This is a genomic window from Lentzea cavernae, assembly GCF_014653695.1.
GTDB lineage: Bacteria > Actinomycetota > Actinomycetes > Mycobacteriales > Pseudonocardiaceae > Lentzea > Lentzea cavernae.
Genome location: NZ_BNAR01000004.1, coordinates 257,590 through 275,053 on the forward strand (window position 1 = coordinate 257,590; position 17,464 = coordinate 275,053).

The 17,464-nt window shown below is 69.1% G+C and carries 18 protein-coding genes; 11 read left to right on the forward strand and 7 right to left on the reverse strand.

All coding sequences use genetic code 11. From position 1 onward, the window contains the following. The first annotated feature begins 9 nt into the window (after positions 1 to 9). The 5 genes from IE307_RS15215 (at position 10) to IE307_RS15235 (ending at position 5,954) form a co-directional block, all read left to right on the forward strand. The gene (locus tag IE307_RS15215) at positions 10 to 1,413 is read left to right on the forward strand and encodes an alpha/beta hydrolase (RefSeq protein ID WP_191298595.1); all 1,404 of its coding nucleotides are present in this window, start codon (positions 10 to 12) and stop codon (positions 1,411 to 1,413) included. A gap of 147 nt (positions 1,414 to 1,560) precedes the next feature. Next, positions 1,561 to 1,878 carry a hypothetical protein gene (locus IE307_RS15220; protein ID WP_191298596.1) on the forward strand — a complete coding sequence of 106 codons (318 nt, stop codon included), beginning with the start codon at positions 1,561 to 1,563 and terminating at the stop codon, positions 1,876 to 1,878. 154 nt (positions 1,879 to 2,032) lie between these two features. After that, positions 2,033 to 2,491, forward strand: coding sequence for a hypothetical protein (locus IE307_RS15225; protein WP_191298597.1), 459 nt, complete (start codon positions 2,033 to 2,035; stop codon positions 2,489 to 2,491). A gap of 74 nt (positions 2,492 to 2,565) precedes the next feature. Further along, on the forward strand, positions 2,566 to 2,955 hold the full coding sequence (locus IE307_RS15230; protein ID WP_191298598.1) for an HPF/RaiA family ribosome-associated protein: 390 nt from the start codon (positions 2,566 to 2,568) through the stop codon (positions 2,953 to 2,955). A 284-nt stretch (positions 2,956 to 3,239) separates the two neighbouring features. Beyond that, complete coding sequence (locus IE307_RS15235) at positions 3,240 to 5,954, forward strand: AfsR/SARP family transcriptional regulator (protein WP_229904793.1); 2,715 nt, start codon at positions 3,240 to 3,242, stop codon at positions 5,952 to 5,954. Here IE307_RS15235 and IE307_RS15240 read toward each other — a convergent pair. Beyond that, positions 5,921 to 6,439, reverse strand: a complete 519-nt coding sequence (locus IE307_RS15240) for a hypothetical protein (protein ID WP_191298600.1) — start codon at positions 6,437 to 6,439, stop codon at positions 5,921 to 5,923. The genes IE307_RS15235 and IE307_RS15240 overlap by 34 nt on opposite strands. A gap of 260 nt (positions 6,440 to 6,699) precedes the next feature. Here IE307_RS15240 and IE307_RS15245 point away from each other — a divergent pair, with 260 nt between their 5' ends. Next, positions 6,700 to 7,245 carry a DUF3885 domain-containing protein gene (locus tag IE307_RS15245; protein ID WP_444543459.1) on the forward strand — a complete coding sequence of 182 codons (546 nt, stop codon included), beginning with the start codon at positions 6,700 to 6,702 and terminating at the stop codon, positions 7,243 to 7,245. A 30-nt stretch (positions 7,246 to 7,275) separates the two neighbouring features. Here the strand turns inward: IE307_RS15245 and IE307_RS15250 are convergent, their stop codons facing one another. Beyond that, complete coding sequence (locus IE307_RS15250; protein ID WP_191298601.1) at positions 7,276 to 7,938, reverse strand: TetR/AcrR family transcriptional regulator; 663 nt, start codon at positions 7,936 to 7,938, stop codon at positions 7,276 to 7,278. Between the two features lie 109 nt (positions 7,939 to 8,047). Between IE307_RS15250 and IE307_RS15255 the strand changes: the two genes are divergently transcribed. Beyond that, entirely contained in the window at positions 8,048 to 9,088 is a 1,041-nt protein-coding gene (locus IE307_RS15255) for a Kelch repeat-containing protein (RefSeq protein ID WP_191298602.1), read from the forward strand. A gap of 265 nt (positions 9,089 to 9,353) precedes the next feature. Next, entirely contained in the window at positions 9,354 to 10,496 is a 1,143-nt protein-coding gene (locus IE307_RS15260; RefSeq protein ID WP_191298603.1) for a hypothetical protein, read from the forward strand. Between the two features lie 18 nt (positions 10,497 to 10,514). On the opposite strand, the gene IE307_RS15265 is transcribed toward IE307_RS15260, so the two are convergent. Then, the gene (locus tag IE307_RS15265; protein WP_191298604.1) at positions 10,515 to 11,561 is read right to left on the reverse strand and encodes a LacI family DNA-binding transcriptional regulator; all 1,047 of its coding nucleotides are present in this window, start codon (positions 11,559 to 11,561) and stop codon (positions 10,515 to 10,517) included. 25 nt (positions 11,562 to 11,586) lie between these two features. After that, the gene (locus tag IE307_RS15270; protein WP_373306014.1) at positions 11,587 to 11,982 is read right to left on the reverse strand and encodes a RidA family protein; all 396 of its coding nucleotides are present in this window, start codon (positions 11,980 to 11,982) and stop codon (positions 11,587 to 11,589) included. Positions 11,983 to 12,082: 100 nt separating this feature from the next. Here IE307_RS15270 and IE307_RS15275 point away from each other — a divergent pair, with 100 nt between their 5' ends. Next, complete coding sequence (locus IE307_RS15275; RefSeq protein ID WP_229904725.1) at positions 12,083 to 12,727, forward strand: flavin reductase family protein; 645 nt, start codon at positions 12,083 to 12,085, stop codon at positions 12,725 to 12,727. On the opposite strand, the gene IE307_RS15280 is transcribed toward IE307_RS15275, so the two are convergent. From IE307_RS15280 to IE307_RS15290, 3 genes are all read right to left on the reverse strand, one after another. Then, positions 12,700 to 14,190 (reverse strand): amidase, encoded by a 1,491-nt coding sequence (locus IE307_RS15280; RefSeq protein WP_191298605.1) that lies wholly within the window; start codon positions 14,188 to 14,190, stop codon positions 12,700 to 12,702. The two genes, IE307_RS15275 and IE307_RS15280, sit on opposite strands and share 28 nt — an antisense overlap. Before the next feature lie 11 nt (positions 14,191 to 14,201). Then, positions 14,202 to 15,152: a VOC family protein gene (locus IE307_RS15285; RefSeq protein ID WP_191298606.1), complete on the reverse strand. Its 951-nt coding sequence runs from the start codon at positions 15,150 to 15,152 to the stop codon at positions 14,202 to 14,204. A gap of 182 nt (positions 15,153 to 15,334) precedes the next feature. Next, entirely contained in the window at positions 15,335 to 15,793 is a 459-nt protein-coding gene (locus IE307_RS15290) for a MarR family winged helix-turn-helix transcriptional regulator (RefSeq protein WP_191298607.1), read from the reverse strand. Positions 15,794 to 16,014: 221 nt separating this feature from the next. On the opposite strand from IE307_RS15290, the gene IE307_RS15295 reads away from it, so the two are divergent. Both IE307_RS15295 and IE307_RS15300 read left to right on the forward strand, forming a co-directional pair. After that, positions 16,015 to 16,803, forward strand: coding sequence for an SDR family NAD(P)-dependent oxidoreductase (locus tag IE307_RS15295; protein WP_191298608.1), 789 nt, complete (start codon positions 16,015 to 16,017; stop codon positions 16,801 to 16,803). A gap of 32 nt (positions 16,804 to 16,835) precedes the next feature. Further along, entirely contained in the window at positions 16,836 to 17,453 is a 618-nt protein-coding gene (locus tag IE307_RS15300) for a nitroreductase family protein (protein WP_191298609.1), read from the forward strand. Positions 17,454 to 17,464: the final 11 nt, after the last annotated feature.

Below are 17,464 nucleotides of genomic sequence, written 5' to 3' on the forward strand. Positions count from 1 at the left end.
ATCGATCTCATGAAAATCCTCGCGATCGCGTCGATCCTGGTGCTGCTGCCGATCTCACCGGCGGCCGCGTCTCCCACGCTGACTTTCCAGGCCTGCGCGGACGTCCCGGAGGCCGACTGCGCCTCGCTCACCGTGCCGGTCGACCGCGCCCGACCGGACGGGCCTCAGGTCAGTCTCGCCGTCGCACGCCGCAAGGCGACCGACCCCGCACGGCGCATCGGTGTGCTGCTGGTCAATCCCGGCGGACCGGGCGGATCGGCTGCGCAGTACGCGAAGGACGCGCCCAAGACCTTCAGCCCCGAGGTGCTCGCGCGGTTCGACGTCGTCGGCTACGACCCCCGCGGAATCGGTGACAGCCAGCCGATCTACTGCGACACGTCAGCGGTGGGCGTCCCTCATCCCAGTGGCCGGCCGGACACCCCGGAGCGGTTCGCCCAGCAGGTCGAGTACAACCGCCGCCTCAACGACGACTGCCGCATCCGAACCGGCCCCGTGTTCGACCGGGTCGACGCGCAGAGCGCAGCACACGACATGGACGACCTGCGCGAAGCCCTGGGAGAGCAGAAGATCAGCTATTACGGACAGTCCTACGGCACGCTCTACGGCCAGAAGTACACCGAACGGTACGGCGAGCACGTACGCGCCATGGTCATCGACAGCGTGATGGATGCGAGCCGGCCACTCGCTGAGCTGCTCGAGACCGGTGCCCGAGCGGGCGAGGGAATCTTCACCGAGTTCGTGCGCTGGTGCGGCGTCACCCCTTCATGCGCGTTGCACGGCGAAGACGTCCTGTCCCTCTACGCCGATCTCCGCGCCCGCGCCGCACGCGGTGACCTGCACACGCCAGGCCTGCCCGACGTACCGCTGACGGTGACAGAACTCGCGAACCGCACCGTCCGATTCGGATACTCACCGGACTTCACGCGCATGGGCGAGTACCTCAAGTCGCTGTCGGCCCAGCCCGAAGCCGTTTTCAGCGCGGCCGTCGCGACCCGCCGTCCCCAGGCCGTGCTGTGCCAGGACGTCGCCGGGCATCCGCGCAGTGCCGCCGACGTCGCCGCGATGGACGCCCGCGTCCGTGCTGCCGCACCGAACGTTCAGGCCTCCCCCATCTGGGACCTCGCACTCGTCCGGTGCGTCGGGTGGCAGGGGCCTGAGCTGAACCCCGCTCTGCCGTGGCGTCCGGAGAAGGCGCCGCGGGTTCTGGTGCTGAACTCGGTGCACGATCCGGCGACCGGTTACGAGAACGCGGTCAGCGTGCACCGTCAGGCCCGGGGGAAGGCAGTCCTGGTGACGTACGAAGGAACCGGACACGGCGTGTACACGCGTACGGCGTGCACGCGAGAGGTCACCGACGCTTATCTGATCGGCGGAACCGCACCGCAAGACGGGCTGCGGTGCCCGGCCGTGTGATCTGCGCACCGGGTTCTTGATGCGGAACGCTGCCTGCCCCGGGTGTGCGGCGACGGGCGTCCGTGTCGGTCGTTCGACCCACTGCGCCCAGCCCCCCGCCTCGATATCTTGATCTTTTGAACCCCACCGAAGGCTTGGAGCATCACCATGACCACCACCCGGCGCCTCATCACCGGCCTGGCCACCGCGGCTCTGGTCATGTCGGCCCTCACCACCGGCACCGCCACCGCCGCCACCAAGGGCAGGATCGTCATCAACAACAACTGCGGCAAGGCGGTCTCCACGACGATCCACCGCACCAGCGGTTCGATGATCGCGGGCACCGCCGCCGCACCCGCGGGCAGCAGCTTCGGCTACCCGGTCGCCCCCGGCACCTACGTGGTGCGCGTGCCCGCCGGCGCCAAGACCGTCAAGGTCCTCGACGTGAGCCCCAAGGCGCACTCGGTCATCGTCAGGGCTTGCTGACCGCCAGCAGCGTGGTGCGCTCGCTGGGGCCGCCCTGTTGCAGCACCTCGCGGCGCGCCTCGTCGCGGTTCATACTGGATGCTTCCGGACTGGCTCGTCGAGGCTGGTGGATCACATGTGGATTCCGGGGCGTCGCCCGCGGCGAGGCGCGAACGTGGCAACCGCGAAGGACTCCACCTCCGCGCGTCTGGTCGCGCTGAGGTCGTTGCTGGAGGTGGCCACGCGTGCGGTCGCACTCCAGCCCGCCGCCGAGCAGATCATCGGCGCCTGCGCGCAACCGGGCGACACCCCTGTGCAGGTGGCCCGCCAGGGCAGCCGGATCGCCTCCGACTACTGCCGGCTGCACGGGTGGGCGATGGACCTCATCGGCAACGCCGACCGCGCGTCGCTGGAGTTCCGGGTGACCCAGCTGCTGCACTACCACTCCGAGATGGTCGACACGTGCCTCAAGCTCGCCTTCCCGAAGTTCCGGAGCCCCAGGCTCGAACAACGGCGGCTGGCGTTGCGCGGACTCGGCGAGCCGGCACGCACCCTGCGCGACGCGCAGGCGGCGCTCGCCCTGTGGATCTCCGACCTCGAACGGACCGACGGCGCCGTGCCGCCACCCCGCTGAACACCGCCGCGTTTGAGCCGGCCGTTCCGGTGGTACCGATCAGGATCATTTCGATCCCGTTCCGGAGGGTGCTCATGCAGATCCAGGTCAACACCGACCACAACATCCACGGTGGCGAACGACTGGCCACCTATGTGACCACCGACCTGGAGAACAGCCTGTCCCGGTTCAGCGGATGGTTGACCCGCGTGGAAGTGCACCTCAGTGAGGACGGCGGCAGCAAGCCGGAGGACAAGAAGTGCGTCATCGAGGCGCGGCCGGGAGGCAAGCAGCCGGTCGCGGTCACCCACCACGCGACCAACGTCGACGACGCCTACGCCGGAGCGGCGCACAAGCTGGGCAGGGTGCTGGATTCCCGGTACAGCCGCGCCCACGACCACAAGGGCAGTGACAGCATCCGCCACATGCCCGCTCCGGAAGACCCGGAGCTGGTCGGCGTGATCGAGGACGAGCCCCGCAGCTGACCGGGCGGCACGGCGCTCTGGCCGGGTGCGCCCGGCCAGAGCCGACGCGGGAACCAAGATCCGCGAGCGGCACGGAAGTCGTCGATGCCGGCGCCGTTCTGCACGTCAACCCGATGCCGACTCAGCAGTCGGGTCCACCTCCTCCCACCTCCCCGTCGGCGCAGGTCGACGCCGCACACCCCGCAATCATGGCGTGCGGCGGAACGCGACAGGCGCCGGCGTCGTCCGATGGGACGAACACCTGAGCGGGTCCTGGGGGCGGAGGAGCTATCAGCCGGTTGAGCGTGCGGGTGCTGGGCCCTCTGGAGGTCTGGCGGGACGGCCGCAGGGAGAACCTCGGGGGCGTCAAACAACGGGCCCTGCTCGCGCACCTCGCGCTGCACACGAACACCGACGTCTCGCTCGACCAGCTGGTCGAGGCCCTGTGGCCAGCTACCCGGCCGCGGTCGGTGGTGCAGAACGTCCGGACCTACGTCTGGCGGCTGCGGCAGCTGCTCGACGAGCAGCTGCGCACTCATGGCACCGGTTACGTGCTCGAGCTCGAGGCTGACGAGCTCGACGCGCTGATGTTCGACGAGCTCGTCGCGGAGGCCCGCCGACGCCCCGACGCGGCGCTCGGGTTGTTGCGGCGGGCGGAGTCCCTCTGGCGTGGCCGTCCTCTCGAAGATCTGCCGGACCACGACGCGTGGACGCCCGCTCTCGCCCGGCTCGACGAAGCCCGGCTCGCGGCGACCGAGCAACGGCTCGGGTTGCAGGTGGCCTCGGGTGAGCACGCCGAAGCGATCCCGGAGCTCCGGGCGTTGCTGGTGGAGCACCCTTACCGCGAGAGCGTGTGCGCACAGCTCGTGCTCGCCCTGCATCAGGACAACCGGCGTGTTGAGGCGTTGCAGGTCTACACGGACATGCGCGTGCGGCTCACCGACGAACTCGGGCTGGAGCCCGGATCCGCGCTGCGAGGGGCCCAGCTCGCGGTGCTGCGCGACGAACCGGCGTCCGCTCCCCTTCGTCAGCTACCGCCGGCGGTGTCCGACTTCTGCGGCCGCGCGGAAGAGATCGCGGTGCTGACGACGGCACTGCGGCAGGGCCCGGCACCGGCCGCGGTGACCGGGCCTCCCGGTGTCGGCAAGTCGACGCTCGCGATCCGGGTGGCGCACCAGGTCGGTGACCACTTCCCGGACGGACAGCTCTACGTCGACCTCGGCGGCACCTCCGACCACCCGCGCGAACCGGGCGAGGTGCTCACAGAACTGTTGCACGCCTTGGGGATCACGGGCGCCGGACTGCCCGCGAACGTCACCGCGCGAGCCGCGCTGTTCCGCTCCAAGCTCGCCGGCCGGCGGATGCTGGTGGTGCTCGACGACGCCGCCTCGGTGAGCCAGCTCGTGCCCCTGCTCCCGGCCGACGCCGGCTGCGCGGTCCTGGTGACCAGCCGGCGCAGGCTGCCGGAGCTGCCCGGCGCGCTGCAGGTGGAGCTCTCGCCGTTCTCCCCGGAGGAGGCGGCGGAACTGCTCGCCGCGATCGCGGGCGAGGACCGGGTCTGCGCCCAGCCCGACGAGGCGGCGGCGATCGCGACGGCGTGCGGTCATCTGCCGCTGGCGATCCGGGTGGCGGGCGCGCGGCTGGCCGGCCGCGCCAGGTGGTCGATGCAGGTGCTGCGCGAGCGGCTCGTCGACGAGTCGACGCGGTTGCGCGAGCTCACCTCGGGTGAGCTGGCCGTGCGGGCGAGCTTCGACCTGAGCATCCGGCAGCTGTCGCAGCACGAGTTCCAGGCGTTCGTGCGGCTGGCGTTGCTCGGCCCGCACGACTTCCCGAGCTGGGTGGTCGAGACGCTGCTCGGCGAACCGGGCACGGAGCACCTCGTGGACGGGCTGGTCGACGCCCATCTGCTCGAGACCTTCGGCGCGGACGGCATCGGCCAGCCGCGCTACCGGCTGCACGACCTGTTGCGGTGCCACGCTTTGAACCACTCTCTGCCGGACCGTGAGGCCGCGCTCGAACGGACGTTGCGCGCGTGGCTGTGGCTCACGGTCACGGCGGCACGGCGGTTGCCCGTCACGTTCGGCACCACCATCGCCGACGTCGACCCGGTCGCGGCACCGGAACGCCTGCTCGCCGAGCCCGTCGCGTGGTTCGAGGCGGAACGGCGCACGTTGTGCGGCGCGGTCGACATCGCGGCGGACGCGGGCCTCGACGAGGTGGCGTGGCAGCTCGCGGCGGCCTGCGTGCCGTTCTTCGACCTGCACAGCCACTACGAGGACTGGGCGCGCACCCACGCGCGGGCGTTGCGGAGTGTCCGCGCGGCCGGCAACAAAGCGGGCGAGGCGGCGTTGCTGCGCGGCATCTCGCAGGTGCACATCTACCGCAGTGAGTTCGCGGAAGCCGAGCAAGGACTGCTTGCGGCACAAGCGCTTTACCGCTCACTAGGCGACGACCGCGGCCAGGGCATGTCCCTCGCCGGCATCGGCGTGGTGCACCGGCTGCGGGCGGAGTACGAGCGCTCGATGGAGTTCTACTCCGAAGGCCTGCGGCTGCTGGAGCTGGCGGGCGATCTGCATTCCGTCGCGCACGTGCGGGCGTCGATCGGCGCGGTCCACGGCTCGCTCGGCAAGCCCGAGGAGGCGCGGAAATGGCTCACGAACGCCCGGCAGCTCGCCGCGGACCTCGGTGACGCACACCGCGAAGCTCTCGTGCTGGTGCGGCTTTCCGCGCTCTACCGCAGCACGGGCGAGCACGAGCAGGAGCTGGTCAGCGCACGCCGGGCCGTGATGATCCTGACGGACCTCACCGACGAGCGGTGCACTGCGTTCGCCCAGGTCGAGCTGGGCGAGGCGTTGATCTCGAACGGCCACCCGCAGGAGGCGCACGACCTCCTGCGGCAGTCGCTGGAAACCTACCGCCGCACCGGAAACCGGGAAGGCGAACCCGCCGCGCGGCGAGCACTCGCACGCGCGGCGGGATCACTGGATCAGTTGCTGTTGCCGGGCTTCCAGCCGAGGTAGTTGCGGAAGTAGCCGGTCGAGCTGCCGTGGCCGATCTTGCCGCCGACGCTGGTCGACCAGAAGCCGCCGTTGCCGTCCGCGACGCCTACGTGGCCGTACTGGCTGGTGTTCCAGAAGACGAACGCGCCCCTGGGCGGCGTGCCGGTGGTGTGGCGGGCACCGTCCGAGGACCGCCAGTGGTCGATCGCCGACGCGTGGTGCGTCGAACGGTTCCACGCCAGGCGGACGGCGCGCTCGCAGTAGCCCTCGTACGCCGTGCTGCCGCGGCGGTCGGACATCCACTTGATGGCGCCGGCCGCCGTCTGCTGGATGGCGACGTCGCCCTCGACGGCCGACGCGGTGGCCGTGTCGTCGAGCCACGGCTGCGCGATCTCGACGTTCGGGCTGAACACTTCCCCGCCGGCCGCGCCGGCCGGAGCGGCGGTGCCGATCAGGACCGCGCCGAGCAGGCCGATGGCAGCGACCGTGACTTTGGTGAACCGCATGAGATCCCCTTTTCGCATGTCTGCACTGCTCCCACAGCGTTCGGGGATCGCATACACGGCTGATACATCGCCGATACACGGCGTCAGAGCTCGTACCGCAGTAGACGGGCGAACACCTGCGACAGTGCAAAATGGACTGCACGAAAACGACTCCCTGCTTAGACTGAGCAAGTTTTCGTCGACTGAATCCGACAGACCCACGACCCCATTGGAGAACACGACCACGTGTCTGACGACCTGTCGGTGCTGTGGCAGCAACAGTGGCCCTACTGCCCTCCGCAGGCCGACAACTTGAAGCACGTCTACCGCGATCGGTGGGCCGCTTCCACAGCCTGCCGGAATCCAAGCGCTACCCCGAGGACAGCTCCGAGTACGACATCGTGCTCCACCGCTACAACACGGTCCTCGACGAACTGTTCCGCGAGCAGGAGGTCCGGATCATCACAGCCACCTGGTCGAGCGGCCCTGAGCCTCCTGCGCTGCCGGAGCGGCATTCACGCTGGCATCCCGATGCGTATCACTGGACGTCCTTTCGCACCGACGAGGACGAGACGGATCCGGACTTCTTCACCTACGTCCACCTGCACGCAAGCCGCGTGCCCTGGCGACACGGCTCGATCGACGACCTGCTCCGCGCCGTTGCCGAGGATCTGACCGCCGGAGCGATGATCACCAGCCTGAGCTTCGACCGGATCCACCACCCCTACGACGGGGGCGCCGACGTCCTCCTGCCCACGGCTGCCGACCGCGACGCCGTGAAACACCGCCACACCGACTGGCTCTCACTCCATCCCAACGGCTTCTGAACGTCCGCGGCTCCCGGCTCGCGCCTGGAGCTAGTCGCCCAACCTGATCAGCAACTCCCGGAAGATGCCCAGCTCCCCCGGCGTCAGCGGCACGTCTCCCGCGGCCAACAGCGCCAGCAGGGTCCGGGCGGCCGACGCCAGGTCCGTCCCACCCGCCTGCGCGACGAGGACCGACCTGAACACCGCGTCCCTGGTGCGCTCGGACAACCCTTCGAGACCGGGGTTCGCGATCAACAGGATCGTGGTGCCGACCGTGGCCGCGTGGATCGTCTGCACGGCGTCGTCCACCGGCATCGTCAGCAGGCCGGCCTCGCCGATCCGCGCGACGATCCGGCGCAGGATCCGCTCTCCTTCCTGCGAGGCAGGATGCTGAGTCGTGCGCGCGCCGCCGTACATGAGGCCGTAGAGCGCCGGGTTGCGCAGACCGAACTCGACGTGGCCGTTCCAGCCCCGGCGCAGGTCCTCGACCGGGTCGGCGGACGGGGCCCGATCGCGCTTCTCCTCCAGGTACTGCTCGAACCCCGCCGCGACCACGGCGTCGAGCAGGCCCTTCTTGTCCCCGAAGTGGTGGTAGACGGTCGGCGGCGTCACGCTCGCGGCCGCGCACACGTCGCGGATCGACGCCCCTTCCACCCCTGCCCCGTCGACGAGGTCGATGGCCGCAGCCAGGATCCGCGTCCGAACATCGCTCATGCAGCCGGACTATAGCGCCGTTACACGACTGATTGCCAGCGTTACACAGCTCGTGTTAGCGTCGATTCGGACATCAGGACATCAGCGTTAACACACCGGAGATGAAGCCATGAAACGCGTCCTCGCCGCCACGTTCGCCGCAGCCCTCGCGTTCCCCGCCGTCGCCCACGCGCACCCGGACCACTCGGTGGCGCCGCCCGCTCCCGTCGCGAACCCCGTCTACGGCACGGGCTGGCAGCAGCGCGCCCCGATCGCCGGTGGGCCGCGCCAGGAGCACAGCGTCGCGGCGATCGGCCGGCACGTGTACCTGATCGGCGGCATCCGCCCCGACGGCAACGGCGGTGTCACCACCGTCCCGGACGTCGAGGTCTACGACACGCGCGCCAACACGTGGCGCAGGGCGGCGCCGCTGCCCGTGCCGATGAACCACCCCAACGCCGTGGCGGTCGGCGGCCGGATCTACGTCCTCGGCGGACTGTCCGGCGGCGCTTCGTGGGAGGCCCTCGCGGACAGCTTCGTCTACAACCCCGTCACCGATCGCTGGACGAAGCTCCCGCCCATGCCGAAGGGCTTCGAGCGGGGCAGCGCCGCGATGGGCGTCCACGGCACCCGCATCTACCTCGCGGGAGGCATGCGCACCCTCACGCCCGGCCCCGGCGGCCTCCAGGACACCGTCGCCGACGTGCACTCCTACGACGTCCTGACGCGCCGATGGACCACCCTCCCGTCACTGCCGGAGGCCCGCGACCACGTAGGCGGCGCGGTCGTCGGCGGCACCTTCTACGTCGTGGGCGGCCGCGACCGGGGCCAGGTCAACGTCCGCGACACCGTCTACGCGTTCTCCCGCGGCAAGTGGACCGAGCGGGCACCGATGCCCACCCCGCGCGGCGGTCTCGCGTCGGCCGTCATCGGCACGAAGATCTACACCTTCGGCGGCGAGGGCAGGGTGATCGACGGCGTGAACACCGTCTTCCCCGAGACGGAGGCCTACGACACCCGCACGGACCGCTGGGAGGAGCTCGCGCCCATGCCGATCCCCCGCCACGGTACGGCGGCCATCGGCGTCGGCGACACGATCTACGTCCCCGGCGGCGGCAACCGCGGTGGCGGCGCCCCGATGGACGTCAACGACGCCTACAAGCCGCGCTGAACCCCTCGGCCGAGTTCGCAGTGTCGCGAAGGGACAGAGCCGGAATAGGCAACTGTTGCCGATGCGTGCGGTGACCTTGTGACGGCAGCATCGTGGGGTGCCGGCAAACCCCACCGCGTAGGAGAAGCTCTTGAGCAGAATCCGGCGCGGCGACATGAGTCACGTTGGTTTGCTCGACTCTTCTGCTGGCGATCGAAGACCACTGCTGCGGTGGCACCGGCCGACTGATCACGCCGGAATCGTTGAGGTGCCAGGTGCTCCCGGCTTGTTCCACACCACGAACGCCGCCGGCAACAACCCGCTGCGACGTGCCGCCGACAAGATGCGGGAGCTCGCAGATCTGCTGGGCGTGCGGGACCTCACGTTGCGGCCCGATGCCTACATCGAGGTTTTCGGCCGCGACTCCACTGTTGCCCACCCGCAGATCGAGATGGGCGGCGATGTCTTTCCGGTCCACGTCAAGACCTCGAAGAACCGCCCCTTCGAGGGCGCGGCCCGCGTCAACATCGTCTCCGGTGTGTGCCTGTTCAGCGATCGGAGACTGCGGACCCTCGACGTGACGGGTCGCGACGTGAGACTGCTGCAACCGAAAACGCAGCCACCGATGGAGAAGATCGTCAGTTTGCGTGTCGACGATCGGATGTCGCTCTACGAGTACGAGTCGAGCCTCAGGCAGATGGCGCTCGTCCGCGGACTTCTGGCGAGCATCCCGGCATCAACACCGGTCTCGGTGACGCTCGACCTTCCGAGGGCCCAGTACTACCTCTTCCTCGTCGACGCGCTGAAGTGCGGCATGGTCGGCACTGATCTCGCCCTGGCGTGGTTCGACGAGGTGGACCTGCGGAGGCGGCGCGTGGCGGAACTGATGGTCGATGAGATCAGTCGCCCCGGCTTGAGAACCGGACGCAGCTGCCCGATCCAGCTGGCGACCGCGTTCGACGACCTGGCTGACCACGTGCGGTCAGTTGTGTCCTCGGACGGCGTTCCCGAGATCGAGGACTGCGTGGCCGTGCTCGACACAAGCGGTGATGACATGTGGGATCTGCTCAGAACGACGTGGACTCCGCGCACGTTCCACGACCTCGGCTACGCCGGTTACACCATCGAGAAGATGCGGGCCTCGCTGAACGTTGAGGGAAAACCACCCGAGCTCGGGTTGATGGTCGACAGCGCCTCTGAAGGACGTGGCCACTCCGCAGCTGAGTCGGTCCAGCGCGACCTCGCACGCCGCCACCCCGGACTCTCGTTCGCGATGGCCGGCCTGTACTCGCTGGAGAAGCTAATGGTCGCCGGAGACTCCCGGCCGCTCAGATCGCTGTACTTCAACGACCCCGGCACGGTCGCTGTCGACACGACGGGCACTGAAGTAGACCTCATACGAGCGACGTACGAGCTATATCACCACTGACCGTGCACAACGCGGAGATCATCGCTTCTGCCGGGACGCCTTCTTCGGCGGCGGAGCACTGCTTTCACGGACCTGCAGAACCGGTTTCAGCACCACAGAGGACTTGCGCCGGGGTGCGCAGCTCATGGCGGCGACGAGGAGCCGCGCCGCTTCGACGCCGATCTCCCGGTACGGGATCGCGACCGTCGTCAGCGCAGGCGTGATGCGATCCATCAGCATCATGTCGTTGAACCCCACCACGCTCACGTCCTCAGGACAGCGCAGACCTGCTTCGGCGAGCGAGTCGAGGCAACCGAGTGCCATGAGGTCGTTCCCAGCGACGACCGCCGTGAATGACGTGTCCTCGCGCAGGCGGTCGCGCATGGCCTCGCGGCCCGCTTCGAAGGTGAAGGCACCGCACTCGGTCACCTGGCCGCCCAGGACCGGCAAGCCGTGCTTGCGGACGTAGGTGACGAACGCCTGCTTGCCGGCGCGCCCGGTCGACACGTCCTGCGGTCCCGCGACGAGAACGATCCTCCGATGTCCGAGGGCGACGAGGTGGTCGAGCACCATTCGCGCGCCTTCGGCCTCGTCCGCCCTGACGGAGGGCACGCCGGATCGCGCCGGTCGTCTGTTGGCGAAGACGTACGGCGTGTTCGAGCCCTGTTCCAGCGCGGCGTCCAAGGCGGGATCGTGCAACCGGGCGGTCGCCAGGATGATGCCGTCGACGTTGCGCTGCCGGAACGCGGACACGGCCTCCTCGTTGCGCGCGCTGTCGTCGTCCGTGTTCACGACCCACGTGCTGTAGCCCTCGGAGCGGAGCACTTCCTCCGCCCCGCGCACCATGGGCGGGAAGATCGGGTTGGTGATGTCCGGCACGAGGATCCCGACGGCTCGCGACGTCGCGGTCCTGAGGGTGCGGGCCGCGATGTTCGCCGTGTAGCCGAGTTCCGCCGCCGCTCGCAGGACCCGGTCGAGCGTGTCGGCTTGCACGAGGTGGCGAGAGGATTCGTTGAGCGCCCGGGACGCGGTGGCGGCGTGCACACCGGCCCTGCACGCGACGTCCTTCAGTGTTGCCCTCTTCACCGGCAAAGCATAGTCCGGTCCCTGGTCACAGCGTCGCGACCACGTCGATCTCGACCAGGAAGCCGGGGTCATAGAGCGTGGCGACGCCGACCATCGTCTGCGCCGGCGGCGGGGTCGTCGCACCCGACCGGAGCGCGTCGATGATCGGGCCGGCGACCTCGGGCCGGTACTCGGCGATGTAGATGGTCTCCTTCACCACGCGGGACCGGTCAGTGCCCGCTGCGGCGAGGGCCACGTCGATGTTGCGCACGATCCGCCGGGCCTGCTGCCCGTGGTCACCGGCGCCGACCAGTTCCCCGTCCTGGTTCCACGCCACCTGGCCGGACAGGTACACCAGTCCCGCCTCCGGTACGACGACGGCATGGCTGAGCACACCCGGGACGGGGTGCAGCCCCTCGGGGTCGATGTGACGAACGGGCACGTGCATCTCCTCCACGACTGAAGACCAGCGAGATATAGTAATTGTAGGTGACCATCATCCCCGATGGCGATGTTGTTGCGAGGAAAAGGAGAAGTGCGCGGTGCGAAGCGAGGCCAATCCGTCCGAAATGGACCCGGGCGACGTCTACCGGCTGCTCACCTCGGTCGTGGTGCCCAGGCCCATCGCCTGGATCTCGACCCGGTCCGCGGCCGGGGTCGACAACCTCGCGCCGCACTCGTTCTTCACCGTGTCCTGCGTCGAACCTCCGATGGTCCAGTTCACCTCGGTGTCCGTGAAGGACTCGCTGCGCAACGTCAGGGAGACCGGCGAGTTCGTGGTGAACTTCGCTTCGGCCCACCTGTTCGAGCACATCAACGCGACCGCGACGGACTTCCCCGCGGACGTGAGCGAGTTCGAGGCCGTCGGGCTGACTCCCGAGCAAAGTGCCGCTGTGACACCGTTCCGGGTCGCCGAGTCGCCCGTCGCCATCGAGTGCACGCTCGAGCACGAGCTGCCGCTGGGAGATTCGACCGTCGTCATCGGGCGGGTCCGGCACATCGCGGTGGACGAGGACGTGTTCGTGGTCGACGAGCGCGGCAACAGGCTTCCCGACATCCACCGGTTGCGGCCGTTGGCGCGCCTCGGCCGCAACGAGTGGTCCGAGATCGGCGAGGTGCGGACGATCACCCGGATCCCGCACCGCGACTGGCCGGGCCACTACACCGGTGGTGAAACCGCGTTGTAGGCCTTGGCGATCCGGTCGCGAAGACCTGGGAGGCGCGCGGCGGCGGTGCGCACCTCTGCCGCGCTCATCTCGCTCAGCCCGGCGGCCGCGAGCAGCGAACGCACGGTCTCCTCGGGCGGCGCGACAGGCGCTCGCAGGTGCCAGTCGGTTCGCGTCTGGAACGCATGGCCGGCGTTGAGGACCGCCGCCTCGGCGTGATGGCGGCCGACGATCTGCAGTCCCAGAGGAAGCCCGGTCTCGGAGAAGCCCATCGGCACGGACAGCGCCGGCTGCCCGGTCGCGTTCCACACCGGCGTGTACAACGCGTCGATCGTGCGCAGCGAAGGCAGGTCGGTGATCGCCGGGGCCGCTCCCGCGGTGGTCGGCGTGACCACGAGGTCCACCTCGCGGAACAACGTGCTCATCGCCTCCCTGCCTGCCCGGCGCACCTCTTCCAGCCGAGCGCGCTCCTCAGCGGAGATCAGCGCACCCGTGAGCAGCGCAGTTCTGGTTTGAGGTGCGTACGCACCCCACTCCCGTCGCAACCCCTCCTGGTGCTCGACGAAGCCTTCAGCGAGGTATCCGAGCACGGTCGTGGTCGTGAGCTCCTCGAACCACGGCACCTCGACCTGCCGCACCACGGCGCCGGCGGCTCGGAGCACGTCCACAGCGGCCGCGAACGCCTCCAGGGTCGTCGGCGACGCTGTCGTTCCCCTCCCCACCAGGGCGTCAACTCCCACCGTCACGCCGGAGAGCATCCCGGTGAGGTCGGCATGTCGCCGTCCGCTGGTCAGCGCGTCGAGGACCAGCGCGCAGTCCTCGGCCGTGCGGGCCATGGGGCCGACCGTGTCGTATCCGGGTGCGAGCGGAACACACCCCGCGACCGGGACCAGCCCGTAGGTCGGTTTCAGCCCCGTCACCCCGCAGTAGGCCGCCGGTCCCCGGATGCTGCCCGCGGTGTCGGTCCCGAGTCCCGCCGGGAAGAACCCCGCCGCGACACCGCTGCCCGTGCCCGAGCTCGACCCGCCTGTCCAGTGGTCGGTGTTCCAGGGGTTGCGCGGGGTGCGGAAGCCGAGTTGCCCGATCGGTCCTCCGACCCCGAACTCCATGGTCGAGACCTTGCCGAGCACCACGGCCCCCGCCGCCCGCAGCGAGGTGATCACGTCAGCGTCAGACCGGACCCCACGCCAGGGGTGGTCCACGGAGCTTTGCGCCGTCGTCGGCCCCTCACGAGTGGTGATCAGATCTTTGATGCCCAACGGGATTCCGTGCAGCGGGCCGCGATCGACGCCGGCGGCCAGTTCGGCGTCGGCGGCCTGCGCGGCGGCGACAGCTTCATCGTCGAACCTGGCGAGGTAGACGCCGAGCACCTCGTCCCGCGCGTCGGCGCCGTCCAGCAGCCGTCGCACGATCTCCACGCTCGACAACGCACCAGACCTCAGGGCACGGCCCAGCCCTGCGACCGTCCACTCCGGATCGTTCACCGCTCCCCCGCTCAGACGTCGATGTGTTCCAACTGCTCGAAGATCTCTTCACGCCGGGACTCGAACTGCGAGGGCAGCTGGAACCGCGAACCGAGCTCCTTCGGGGACTCGTCGATCGTCCAGCCCTCCTCACCGGTGACGGCGAGCTCGAAGAGGGAGCCGCCCGGCGAACGCACGTACACCGATTTGAAGTACTTGCGGTCCTTCAGCTCGGAGATGTCGGTGTAGCCGGCGCCCTCCATCTCGTTCTTGATCGCCTGCTGGTTGCCGAGGTCCACCACGTTCCAGGCGAAGTGGTGCACGGTGCCCTCGCCGTAGGTCCACGTTCCCTGGTCGTCGGTCCGGTTGACCACCAGCTCCACCGCGCCGCCCTGACCCGGTTCGCCGACGAGGGCCGTGAACCGGTCGCGTTCCTCGGTCAGCGCGCCGGCGTGCATGTGCCCCTCCATGAACTCGACCATGTTCTCCGGGTGGGTCACGTGGATGCCGACACCGAACAGGCCGTGGATCGAGTACTCGTCGGGGACGCCGTTGCCCGCGTGACCGCGGCGGGTGTCACCGTCCACTTCGACCATCCGGTACTCGACGCCGGTGGGGTGGCGGAACAACAGCCGGTGGGTGTCGAGGACGTCGGCGTGTTCGCTCGCGATGCCGCGTTCGGCGAGCCGCTGCTCCCAGTAGTTCAACGATCCGGTGGGGACCGACAGCAGCACCTCGCGGGTCTGGTTGGTGCCGCGGCGCCCCTTCCAGCCCGCCTGCCGGAACGGGAAGGTCGTGACGACGGAGTTCGCGTCGGCGTCGGCGTTGCTGTAGTAGAAGTGGTAGATCGGCAGTGCGCCGTCGAAGAGCACGGTGCGCTTGATGAAGCGCATCCCCAGGGTCTTCACGTGGAACTCGGCGTCCTCCTGCGCGGAGCCCACGGACAGCGTGATGTGGTGACTACCGTTGACATGGGTGGCCATCGCGGACCTCCTGAGGTCACGAACGGGTGATGGTCACCAAGTATTACTACCTTTCACCGACCGCCGCGAGCGTCGGGAACATCACAGTAGTAATAGTAGGTGACCATCACCCGTTAGTGACGATCATCGCCGGAAAAGCTGTGAGCACAGGCGTTACCGGTGAGCACTTCGCGTGAACACGGCTAAGAACGGCGGTCGCGCTGGTGAGCGGTGATGTCCATCAACGCCGCCTTGAACACCCCGTACACGTCCTTGCCGAGCCGACGGGCGTGCCTGGCCTGCAACGCCGCCATGATCCGGCCACCGGCCCTCATCTCCGCCAGCCCGCGCTCGGTCGGGTAGATCAGCTTGGCGCGGCCGTCCGCGGGGTCGGGGCGGCGTTCGAGGTACCCGAGCACGACGAGCTCGTCCACGAGCTTGCCGACGACCTGCTTGTGCTGGCCGGACAGCTCGGCGAGCCTCGTCGCCCGCACCCCGGCCTCGTCCACGTAGGCCATCACCGCACCGTGACGTGGACGAAGGTCGTCGAACCCCTCGGCGGCCAGTCGCGAGAAGAGCTCGTCCTGGACCCCGAACAACAACCGCACCGCGAGCACACCGAGATCCGGATCCCGCTCGTTCTGCTCGGCCCGAGAGACCACTCGTCCCCTCCCACACTGGTCAGACCACCTGACACACGACTCCGAACAGTCTAGGGACCCTCTGCCTTGCACGAATCGGACAGTCCGGCTAGAGTCCGACTTAGTCACCAACTCTTACTACCTGCCCTGCGGCACCCCGCGAGCAGACTTCCCTTCCTGGCAACGTTGCAATCGTGTGCAGTGCAAGACTGCAATCGTGTGCAGCGGTTCTGGAGATCACTGTGCAGATAGATTTCACCGGTCGCCGCGTGCTCGTCACCGGGTCGACGGCCGGAATCGGCTTCGCGGCCGCCCGAGGCTTCCTGGCCGCAGGCGCCGCCGTCGTGATCAACGGCCGGAGCGAGGCGAGCGTCGGCGCCGCTCTCGCACGGCTGGGCGGACCGAACGCCTCGCTCGCGGGCTTCGCCGGAGACCTCGGCACCGAGGCCGGCTGCGCACGCCTGACGGCAGAGCATCCCGGCTTCGACGTCGTCATCAACAACATCGGCGTCTACGGACCGCAGGACTTCTTCGACGTGCCCGACTCCGAGTGGGAGCGCTACTTCCAGACCAACGTCATGTCCGGCGTGCGACTGGCACGGGCCTACGCACCGCGGATGGTCGACCAGGGCTGGGGACGGATCGTCTTCGTCTCCTCGGAGTCGGCGATCAACATCCCCACCGACATGATCCACTACGGCTTCACCAAGACCTCCCAGCTCGCGATCTCCCGCGGGCTGGCCAAGCGGCTGGCCGGCACGGGCGTGACCGTCAACGCCGTCCTGCCCGGCCCCACCCTCTCCGAAGGTGTCGCCGAACTGCTCGAGGGCGACGCCGGACGCAAGGGAGTCAGCGTGGAGCAGGCGGCCACCGACTTCGTGGCCGCACACCGCAGTTCGTCGATCCTGCGGCGCGCGGCCACGGTCGACGAGGTCGCCAACATGATCCTCTACGTCAGCTCCGAGCAGGCCTCGGCCACCACAGGCGCGGCGCTGCGAGTCGACGGCGGCGTCGTCGACAGCATCGTCTAGCGAAATCCCTCAACCAGCACAGGAAGAACGCAATGAGCCACCCCATCATCAGCGCCATCGAAGACCGGCAGACCATCAACCTGTTCGACCCCTCGCACGACATCAGCGAGGAGCAGATCAGCGACCTCGTCCGGCTGGCCACGAAGGCACCGACGTCGTTCAACCTCCAGAACTGGCGCTTCATCGCCGTCCGCAGCCCCGAGGCCAAGGCGCGGCTGCGCGCGGTGGGCTGGGACCAGCCCAAGATCACCGACGCGGCGGTCACGTTCATCGTCTGCGGCCAGCTCGCGGACCACGAGCACACCCCGGAACGCCTGGCACCGGCCGTCGAGGCGGGCATCATGCCCGGCGAGGTCGCCAACGGGTGGCAGGGCGCCGCGAAGAACCTCTACTTCGAACAGCCCCAGCGCTCCCGCGACGAGGCGGTGCGCAGCGCCACGTTCGGCGCCAACACGCTCATGTTCGCCGCGCACGCGCTCGGCATGGGAGCCGGCCCGATGAGCGGGTTCGACCCCGACGGCGTCGCCCGCGAGTTCGACCTGGCCGAGAACGAGATCCCGGTGATGCTGCTCGCGATCGGCTTCGCCGCGGAGGGGAACTGGTCGCAGAAGCCCCGCCGTCCCCTCTCCCAGGTGCTGCAGATCGTCTAGCACCACGCAAC

Excerpts from the sequence above, each read along its gene's own strand:
- IE307_RS15300 (WP_191298609.1), top strand. The coding sequence starts at position 16,836 with ATGAGCCACCCCATCATCAGCGCCATCGAAGACCGGCAGACCATCAAC.
- IE307_RS15240 (WP_191298600.1), bottom strand. The coding sequence starts at position 6,439 with ATGCGGTTCACCAAAGTCACGGTCGCTGCCATCGGCCTGCTCGGCGCG.
- IE307_RS15250 (WP_191298601.1), bottom strand. The coding sequence starts at position 7,938 with ATGAGCGATGTTCGGACGCGGATCCTGGCTGCGGCCATCGACCTCGTC.
- IE307_RS15215 (WP_191298595.1), top strand. The coding sequence starts at position 10 with ATGAAAATCCTCGCGATCGCGTCGATCCTGGTGCTGCTGCCGATCTCA.
- IE307_RS15285 (WP_191298606.1), bottom strand. The coding sequence starts at position 15,152 with ATGGCCACCCATGTCAACGGTAGTCACCACATCACGCTGTCCGTGGGC.
- IE307_RS15220 (WP_191298596.1), top strand. The coding sequence starts at position 1,561 with ATGACCACCACCCGGCGCCTCATCACCGGCCTGGCCACCGCGGCTCTG.
- IE307_RS15255 (WP_191298602.1), top strand. The coding sequence starts at position 8,048 with ATGAAACGCGTCCTCGCCGCCACGTTCGCCGCAGCCCTCGCGTTCCCC.
- IE307_RS15230 (WP_191298598.1), top strand. The coding sequence starts at position 2,566 with ATGCAGATCCAGGTCAACACCGACCACAACATCCACGGTGGCGAACGA.